The sequence below is a fragment of the Bacillus sp. ISL-77 genome, assembly GCF_018613105.1.
In genome coordinates this window covers 130,249-138,789 of sequence record NZ_JAGGQY010000010.1, presented here as the reverse complement: position 1 = coordinate 138,789, position 8,541 = coordinate 130,249, and the positions used below count along the sequence as shown (strand labels likewise).

The 8,541-nt window shown below is 38.2% G+C and carries 9 protein-coding genes, 1 rRNA gene and 1 pseudogene; 9 read left to right on the top strand and 2 right to left on the bottom strand.

Annotated elements, in window-relative coordinates; genetic code table 11:
* Positions 1–77: 77 nt before the first annotated feature.
* The 8 genes and pseudogenes from rrf (at position 78) to J7E77_RS03580 (ending at position 7,430) form a co-directional block, all read left to right on the top strand.
* A 5S ribosomal RNA gene (rrf, locus tag J7E77_RS03615) occupies positions 78–194 on the top strand.
* Between the two features lie 1,043 nt (positions 195–1,237).
* Complete coding sequence (locus tag J7E77_RS03610; RefSeq protein ID WP_214712409.1) at positions 1,238–2,383, top strand: cation:proton antiporter; 1,146 nt, start codon at positions 1,238–1,240, stop codon at positions 2,381–2,383.
* Positions 2,384–3,014: 631 nt separating this feature from the next.
* Entirely contained in the window at positions 3,015–4,106 is a 1,092-nt protein-coding gene (locus J7E77_RS03600; RefSeq protein WP_308160379.1) for a PIG-L deacetylase family protein, read from the top strand.
* Between the two features lie 3 nt (positions 4,107–4,109).
* A pseudogene (locus J7E77_RS31610) lies at positions 4,110–4,221 on the top strand (hypothetical protein); the annotation flags it as partial.
* Between the two features lie 267 nt (positions 4,222–4,488).
* Positions 4,489–4,911, top strand: a complete 423-nt coding sequence (locus J7E77_RS03595; protein WP_214712407.1) for a MarR family winged helix-turn-helix transcriptional regulator — start codon at positions 4,489–4,491, stop codon at positions 4,909–4,911.
* A 60-nt stretch (positions 4,912–4,971) separates the two neighbouring features.
* Positions 4,972–5,370, top strand: coding sequence for a DoxX family protein (locus J7E77_RS03590; RefSeq protein WP_214712405.1), 399 nt, complete (start codon positions 4,972–4,974; stop codon positions 5,368–5,370).
* A 95-nt stretch (positions 5,371–5,465) separates the two neighbouring features.
* Entirely contained in the window at positions 5,466–6,434 is a 969-nt protein-coding gene (locus J7E77_RS03585) for a ring-cleaving dioxygenase (RefSeq protein ID WP_214712404.1), read from the top strand.
* A gap of 18 nt (positions 6,435–6,452) precedes the next feature.
* Entirely contained in the window at positions 6,453–7,430 is a 978-nt protein-coding gene (locus J7E77_RS03580) for a ring-cleaving dioxygenase (RefSeq protein WP_214712403.1), read from the top strand.
* Between the two features lie 161 nt (positions 7,431–7,591).
* Here the strand turns inward: J7E77_RS03580 and J7E77_RS03575 are convergent, their stop codons facing one another.
* Together J7E77_RS03575 and J7E77_RS03570 are read right to left on the bottom strand one after the other, a co-directional pair.
* A complete protein-coding gene (locus J7E77_RS03575; protein ID WP_214712402.1) occupies positions 7,592–7,810 on the bottom strand; it encodes a DUF2922 domain-containing protein in 219 nt (72 codons plus the stop codon).
* 39 nt (positions 7,811–7,849) lie between these two features.
* Positions 7,850–8,068 carry a DUF1659 domain-containing protein gene (locus J7E77_RS03570; protein ID WP_214712400.1) on the bottom strand — a complete coding sequence of 73 codons (219 nt, stop codon included), beginning with the start codon at positions 8,066–8,068 and terminating at the stop codon, positions 7,850–7,852.
* Between the two features lie 161 nt (positions 8,069–8,229).
* Here J7E77_RS03570 and J7E77_RS03565 point away from each other — a divergent pair, with 161 nt between their 5' ends.
* Positions 8,230–8,463, top strand: a complete 234-nt coding sequence (locus tag J7E77_RS03565) for a hypothetical protein (RefSeq protein ID WP_214712398.1) — start codon at positions 8,230–8,232, stop codon at positions 8,461–8,463.
* The last annotated feature ends 78 nt before the right edge of the window (positions 8,464–8,541 follow it).

The following is an 8,541-nucleotide window of genomic DNA, read 5'->3' as shown; positions in this document are numbered from 1 at the left end:
ATTTATAAGGCATACTTGTTTTTACAAACTTCTTCTGCATTATCTAGTTTTGAGGGAATGATTCCTCAATTAAATAGTCTGGCAGCAATGGCGAGAAGGTCACACCCGTTCCCATACCGAACACGGAAGTTAAGCTTCTCAGCGCCGATGGTAGTTGGGACACGCGTCCCTGTGAGAGTAGGACGTTGCCAGGCAAATTGAAGACAACCTGAAAAGGTTGTTTTTTGTATGAATAAGAAAGTACAAATTTTTACTACCACAGATCTTACTGCTGTGGTATTTTTTGTATTTAAAGGCAAAAGGCTTACAGCATTTTTTTAGGTAGTTTTTTTTTGACATTTCCAAAATATGATCACTAGAGGAAATTAGCAACAAGTCACAGTAATGGGGTTTGGCACGAATCCTGGTTCAGAAATTAATCATGGTTCCTTTTTAAAGAGTCATTGTTGAGGACAGCTCTCGACATTCTTCACAGGCATTTAGAGTTATAAATCTAGTAATGAGTGGTCTGAGGCTACTTTTAATCAAACGTTTGGATAGTATCAAAAAGTCGGGATTTTAATAGAATCATGGAGGTTTGGGAGAAGCTCATCTGTTTTTGTAGAAAGGTGGATTATTTCCTGCGGAATGTTCAAACGCATTTCGACAATCTTCATACTTGCTTTGCAGGGGGAATTGCTTATCAATCAGTATTTACAGCTGTTTCAATCAATCGTTTGATTAGTATAGCCTATTTGGTATTTAGTCGAAAGAGTGTCGGTTTGTGACGCTTGTGGTTTAAACAAAATTTGAAGTAACTCAAACTGTTCTATGATATTAGAGAAAGTAAATTTTCCTAGTTCTCTCTATATGGATGGCTAACGGGGGAGTTTAGAATGGTCGAGAAACTAATCAAACGAAGCAGCTGAATCAAGAATTAAAAGAAGAGAAAAAACGAGCAAAAACGTTAGAAAGAGATTTACTTAAAAAAGAGAAAGCATTGGCGGAAGCTGCCGCAATATTACTATTAAAAAAAAAGGCCCAAGCGATCTGGGGGGACCAAGAGGACGAATGAAATAATATAAACATAAAAATTTAATTTTCTTCAACTAATTTTAAGTTAAAGTATAACTAATAAAATACAGAGTGTACTTGGAGGAGCCTGTCACCAAGGGATAATTATGTCCTTTGGTAACAGGCTCTTTTTGTATTTTTATTAAACAATGACAAATCATAATAACGAAAGGTGGTAATTTAAGTGTTAATCCTACAATTAGCGATTATTGTAATTGCATCAAAAATAGCAGGAAGTCTTAGTGTTAGATTAGGGCAGCCTTCTGTTCTGGGAAAACTTCTCATTGGAATTGTACTTGGACCATCGGTTCTTGGATTAATAAATGAAACAGAAACATTAGCTGAATTTAGTCAAATCGGAGTTATTTTATTAATGTTTATAGCTGGATTGGAAACAGATATAGATGAATTCAAACGAACTGGAAAAGCCTCAACATTAGTTGGTTTTGGTGGCATTATTGTTCCCCTTGTTTTAGGTCACTTTACTGGGTTGGCATTAAACTTAAGTACAATGGAATCTTGGTTTTTGGGGCTATTACTTTCTGCAACAAGTGTAAGTATATCGGTTCAAGCACTGAAGGAGATGAATCGTTTAAAAACATCTGAAGGGACCACAATCTTAGGAGCAGCTGTAATCGATGATGTTGTAGTAATTATCGCATTAGCATTCTTGATGAGTTTTGCAGGCGGAGATGTGAATTTAATCACTGTTGTTTTAAAGAAAGTCATTTTCTTTGCGGGAGCTATTCTTGTTGGATGGAAGGTAATACCTTGGTTTTTAAAGAAGTTCTCATCATTAAAAGTAACAGAAACGGTCATTTCGTCCGCTCTAGTTATTTGTTTTGTTTATGCTTACTTAGCAGAATATACAGGCGTCGCCGCCATCATCGGAGCCTATATTGCAGGCGTGGCAATTAGCGTAACGGATTTCAAACACGAAGTTTTTGAGAAGGTAGAAACGATTAGTTATTCTATATTTGTTCCTGTTTTCTTTACCTCAATTGGTGTAACGGCAGAGTTCACTGGTATTACTGAAAATATTTTTCTAATAGCCATTCTTAGTGTATTAGCAATTTTAACTAAGTTAGTCGGCTCTGCAATTGGTGCAAAAGCTGCTGGATTTAGTTGGAATAGTTCTTTGGGAATAGGTTCAGCAATGGTTTCCCGTGGTGAAGTAGCATTAATTATTGCTGCTATTGGTTTAGAATCCAATCTACTTAGCCAAGATATGTTTGCTGTGTTAGTTGTTGTGGTACTTGTAACAACTATTGTTACGCCACCAATGATGAAATTGTTTTTTAAATCAAATACTCTAAAGGCAACAAATTAAATTTAACTATAGGTATTGATATTGCTAAATACAAGCATGTGGCAAGAGCCCAAGACTTTAGAGGTTTAGAATTTTCGGCACCCTTTTACTATTAAACATAGATTTAAGATAAGGCATCCGGCATGGGAGTAAATTATCTGCCGAAACCATCAGGGTGATTTAGGATGTGTTGACAATGTAGGTCAAGGAAATAATCTAAACCTATTTTGTCATTTCTGTGCATTTTGATTTGCCATTAACGTTTGAGATTCATTGACATTAATTTTTTCCTGTTAACTTAAGCTTTACGACCCGCTAAAGGTCACTATAGATAATTCAAAATTTTGGCGTTATCCCTTTAACAAATCTATATTCGCTTACATAGCATAAGATTATATTCGCCTAATTTTATTGGTGTTCTGAATATAGTTAAATTGGTATTATTTTAAATTACCTTATCTTTGTATCTAAGTAAGTTGGTGGTTTGATAGAGTTCAAGACTACTTAAAGAATTTTCAACTTCCACCTCTTCAACTCTATCGAACTTTAGATTTATTACCAAGATATTTTTAACCCGCGGAGTTTCCCAGAATATCGACTTCAAGAACCCCTTGTCCCATCTTCCTAGGCGATACAGAGTCTATTATTAAGAATGGAGGAACAAGCATTGATAGAAAAAACGTACAGAAATGTACCTGTTTACTGGCCTTACCTATATCAGCCTTGTCCGTGCTATCTTCCGTTACCTAAACCATCAATGGACTTGTCAGGACCAATATTTCCAATAGTAATAGCACCATTCTTATCACTACAACCCGTGCCTATACCATCTATTTGGAGTAACTTATCCAAACCTATTTATTGCATTCAAGCAGGAAAATACGTGACCAACACAAAGCCTATTGATCTGCTGGTTTTCGCCCCTCATCCCGATGACGAGACGCTAGGGACTGCAGGTGTGATTATGCGATCAGTGGCGGCAGGAAAGCGGGTTCATGTTGTTATCTTTACGAATGGAGATGGTTACCCGAGGGCTGCCTCCCAGCTGCTCAAGAAGAATATTAACGAGCTTCGTCCCGAGGATTACTTCGAATTGGCACGGGTGCGCCAGTTCGAAGTGTATGCTGCTATGGCGGAGTTGGGACTAACGCCGTCGGATATTACCTTTCTCGGCTATCCTGATGCTGGACTGGATCGTGTCTATAAGTCCCAGGGTCTAGAGCCTTTCCAGCAACGCTTTACCCTGATGAGACAGACGTATAGCATGGTATACCCGGACTATCACTCGCTTGTTTATGGTATGCCAGCGCCCTATCTGAAGGAATTTGCTCTCTCCGATACAATGGACCTGATCAGGTGTATGCAGCCAAAGGAAATCTACGTCACCGATGGTGCGGATGGGCACTTAGATCATCAGGCGGCTTTCTTGTTTGTTCGTGACGCCGTGCAGGCGACAGGTTACAGAGGGAAAGTGTATACCTATTTAATCCACAGCGGTCCAGACACCGAATGGCCATGGCCACGTGGAATTACCCCTAGATTGCCGTTTGAGGCACATGAGTATAAAGGAGAGCGAATTCCCAGCTTTGTCCCGTGGCCGCCTCGAGTGCGGGTCCCAATGACCGAAGCTGAGGCCACTCGAAAGTTGAAAGCGATTCGGGCGTATCGCTCGCAGCTTGCTACGGACAGGGAGTATCTCGAATCGTTTATAAAGAATGAAGAAATTTTTTGGTGTACGGTCTGAGGGAATACTGCGAAATATAAATCATATTTCATGCCTGGCGACTGGTATGTTTCTGGTGACTGTTATATGGATTTAAGATGGTTATTTTGGGTTTCAAGGCCGTATAGATGATGTATATGACAAATCAATTTGGTCCTGTTGTACTCTAAAAGAGCGTATCGTGTTTAAAGTAAAATCATTAAACGAATTTGGCGTTGAGTTATGGGTGCGATGCTTCGATAACGAAGGATCGTTTTTTTGCTGATACTGTATATAAGCACCCTTTAGTTCAATAAAATAAAGGGTATTGACAAAAAAAATTATAAGTATTATTATTATCTCAGATTAAAGATAATATAATTCAAGATAATATAATTCAAGATTTTTTAAGGGGGTGAAATTAATGGAGAGGAAATGCAATAATTTGCCCTTTCTGATATTAATGCAAACATCTAAAGCAATTCATGATCGAATTAAGGAAGAAATGGCAAAAAACAAGCTTGGTATTACGGAATTTTCTGTTTTAGAGGTACTTTATCAAAAAGGGAAACAAACAATTCAACAAATTGGAAATTGCATATTGGTCTCAAGTGGTTCGATGACCTATTGTTTAGATAAGCTAGAACAAAGAGGTTTATTAAGCCGAAATGCCTGTCCAGATGACCGCCGTATGATACATGTTAGATTAACTGATGATGGAAATAAATTGATGAAGGAAATCATGCCGAAATATCAAGAGTTAATTGAAGATATGTTTGATTCATTAAATTCTGATGAGGCAGAGACATTGGTGAATCTTTTGAAAAAAGTAAGGAATAAAGTTTAAACGTGCATTTTTTTAAAATAATATCTCGAATTCGAGATAAAAAATCAGGAGGATTTTAAGATGTTAAACATTGGTTTATTAATCATTCGTTTGGTAATTGGTTTACTATTTGTAGGTCACGGTGCTCAAAAGTTGTTTGGTTGGTTCGGTGGCAATGGATTGAAAGGAACCGGTGGCTGGTTTGAATCTATTGGCATGAAACCAGGAGTGACCATGGCTCTTTTCGCAGGGTTAGCAGAACTTATTGGGGGACTTTTGTTTGCTTTAGGACTATTAACACCACTTGCAGGAATTATGATTGCAGGAACTATGTTAATGGCTATCGCAAAAGTGCATGGTCCAAATGGATTATGGGCAACAGCTAATGGATATGAATACAACTTAACTTTGCTTTCAGTTGCTATTGGTATAGCTTTGATCGGTCCCGGTCAATATGCGTTAGATTCATTTTTATTCTAAAATATCTGGTCTTTTATGACACTTTTTACTATTACAGGCGATCTTTAATTTCGAACAAAAGAATTAAATTAATATTGTGACAGGAGTGAAATGAGATGGAACTCTTAGGACTACATCATGTATCAATATTAACAGGTAAAGCGGAAAAAAATTATGAATTTTATACAAAAATTTTAGGAATGAGATTGGTTAAGAAAACAGTTAACCAAGATAATACAGAATCCTATCATCTTTTCTATGCTGACGCGGAAGGAACCCCAGGAACTGAAGTTACGTTCTTTGACATTCCTCATCTTGGGCAAACATACAGGGGAACTTCAGATATTTCTACTGTATCACTAAGGGTTAGAAATTCAGATTCATTGTTATTTTGGAAAGAACGTTTTAAACAATTTGGGGTTGAACATGATGTTATTCAAAAAAGAGCAAATCGAGATACATTGGCTTTCAGAGATTTCGAGGGGACTCGTTTAATCCTCGTAGCCGATAACGGTGAAAAAGGTGTGAGAGCTGGGATTCCTTGGCAAAGGAATGACATTCCACTGGAACATGCCATTATTGGTTTAGGACCTGTAACACTCACAGTCGCAATTGCAGAACCAACAATTGGAGTTTTAACAGAAGTTATGGGTTTCCGATTTGCCGGTTCTTATCCTTCACTTGAAGGGGATTATCCAGATATATTGATTTATGTAACTGGAGAAGGCGGCAGCGGTGCGGAAGTTCATATTGAAACAAGACCCGATTTGCCAAGAGTCCGCTTAGGTCGTGGAGGTGTTCACCATGTTGCCTTCCGTGTTCCGAATGAGGAAGAATATGACCAATGGGCAGAGCGTTTGAAAGAATACAGGTTACCGAATTCAGGGAAAGTGGAACGGTATTACTTCAAGGCATTATATTTCAGGGAACCCAATGGTATTTTATTTGAATTATCAACGGATACACCGGGATTTGCGACAGATGAACCAATGGAAACAATGGGGGAAAAACTAGCACTTCCACCATTTTTGGAACCAAACCGAAAAGAGATCCAAGAAAAATTACGACCATTAATCTTAAATTAAATATTGGAGGTATATATAATGAACCATCTAAAAGGAATACACCATGTAACAGCTATTACAAGTAGTGCAGAAAAGAACTATGAATTTTTTACTTATGTTTTAGGAATGCGTTTAGTTAAAAAAACGGTAAATCAAGATGATATTCAAACCTATCATTTATTCTTTGCAGATGATAAAGGCAGCGCAGGCACAGACATGACTTTCTTCGATTTCCCCGGCATTCCTAAAGGAGTACATGGTACAAACGAGATTTCAAAGACATCTTTCCGTGTACCGAGTGATGAAGCATTAGACTATTGGGTAAATCGTTTTGATCGTTTAGAAGTGAAACATACTGGAATCAAAGAGCAATTTGGCAAGAAAACCCTCTCTTTCATTGATTTTGACGATCAGCAATATCAATTGATTTCAGATGAATTCAATAAAGGGGTGGAATCTGGCACACCATGGCAAAAAGGTCCAATTCCACTGGAATATGCAATTACTGGTTTGGGACCAATTTTTGTCCGTATTGCGAACTTTGATTACTTCAAAGAAATGATGGAAAAAGTCCTATTATTTAAAGAGACAGATAAAGAAGGGTCATTCCATTTATTTGAAGTGGGGGAAGGCGGGAATGGTGCCTCGGTCATTGTAGAATATAATGCCATTCTTCCTGAAGCCCAGCAAGGTTTTGGGACGGTTCACCATGCGGCATTACGTGTAGAGGATCGCTCTGTTTTAGAAGAATGGATTGAACGGATGAGTAGTTTTGGATTCCATACATCCGGTTATGTAAATCGTCACTTTTTTGAGTCATTATACGCAAGAGTTGCACCGCAAATTTTATTTGAATTCGCTACAGATGGTCCTGGTTTTATGGGAGATGAACCTTATGAAACGCTTGGGGAAAAATTATCTTTACCTCCATTCTTAGAGCCTCAACGTGCAGAAATAGAAAAATTAGTTCGCCCAATTGATACAATGAGAAGTACAAAGGAATTCATCAAAGAATAAAAAGAAAAATATTCAACGAAACAGATATTTACGAAGGAAAGTGGAAAACAAAGTCCATTAAAGGAAGAGGAGCTCCATTTTAATGCCTAGTTCTTTTTCTCTCAGAAAACAGCTTAATAAAAAGAGGCCGGATTCATAATGAATCCAGCCTCTTTCCCTTATTAGGCAATCACGTAATCCGTCACATTGCGGTCGATGACTCTTGCTCCTTTTGCAGCTACAAACTTGCCACTGGCCGTTGTGAAAACTTCAGATGCAATAATCTGCGCCATTGATAATTTTACAACTTCTTCATCAATCGGCTCTTTAGGGTTATCGACGGAAAGACTTGCCGTCTTTCCAAACTCTGTGGTAAATTGCAATTCCAATGTTTTTGCCATTCCTTTCACCTCCACTCACTTTATTATTTCGTTAGACTATTAACCTAGAATCGCGGAGCTGTCATTTCGCTCCACTTTGTTTAGCGGGTCATTGCATAGAGAAGCTACTGCTAGTGCCGCTTGGGATAGTTGATCTGCGGTAGCAGCCTTTGTGACATTGCTAAACGTTTTTGCTTTGAGGATGGGATTTCCTTCGTCATCCATGCCCGCTTCAAACACGATGCGAAGCTTCGTTACCTCTAATAATGCTTGTGCCATTGTTTCTCACCACCTTTCACCTTCTATATATAGAAAAGTCGGTAAAAAGGACAGGGTAGGAAGGAGAAATTTTATTTGAATGTAAGACTTTTAGTGAATGGATGGAGTAGTCCTAGATTGTGGAACATATTGTGTGGTTTCATAGCACGAGGTTGTTTCCTATGAGATTATTGAGAAAATATGGTTGGAGCTGCGTTCTCGATGGTCCAGATGCACTTGCAGAAGCTCGTAAGCTGCAATATGTGGGCGCATGTAGTGGGATAATTAGCTCCAATGAGCAGCTTCCCAGCCAATTGTTGAAGGATATAGCGAACTGGACCATTTTATCAGCGGAAAACGCACATTTATCAGATGAATCTTTCGGTGAAAGCCTTTATATTCATGAAAAGGCGTGATTAAGTGTGGGGATGGTTATTTTTCGAAAAAATGCGTGATTAATTATGAGGACTTTTATTTTTGGAAAAAAAAGCGCG